The sequence below is a fragment of the Paenibacillus pasadenensis genome (genome assembly GCF_023715725.1).
Taxonomy (GTDB): Bacteria; Bacillota; Bacilli; order Paenibacillales; family Paenibacillaceae; genus Paenibacillus_O; species Paenibacillus_O pasadenensis_A.
On sequence record NZ_JAMBOT010000091.1, the window covers coordinates 1 to 255 of the forward strand.

Annotated in this window: 1 rRNA gene; it reads left to right on the forward strand. The window is 57.6% G+C overall.

Features of this window, described 5'->3' with window-relative positions:
* Positions 1-255, forward strand: a 16S ribosomal RNA gene (locus M3223_RS24135); the annotation flags it as partial.

Genomic DNA, 255 nt, shown 5'->3' on the forward strand with positions numbered 1-255 from the left:
GGAGGCAGCAGTAGGGAATCTTCCGCAATGGACGAAAGTCTGACGGAGCAACGCCGCGTGAGTGAGGAAGGCTTTCGGGTCGTAAAGCTCTGTTGCCAGGGAAGAACGGGTAGAGGAGTAACTGCCTTTGCCATGACGGTACCTGAGAAGAAAGCCCCGGCTAACTACGTGCCAGCAGCCGCGGTAATACGTAGGGGGCAAGCGTTGTCCGGAATTATTGGGCGTAAAGCGCGCGCAGGCGGCTTTGTAAGTCCG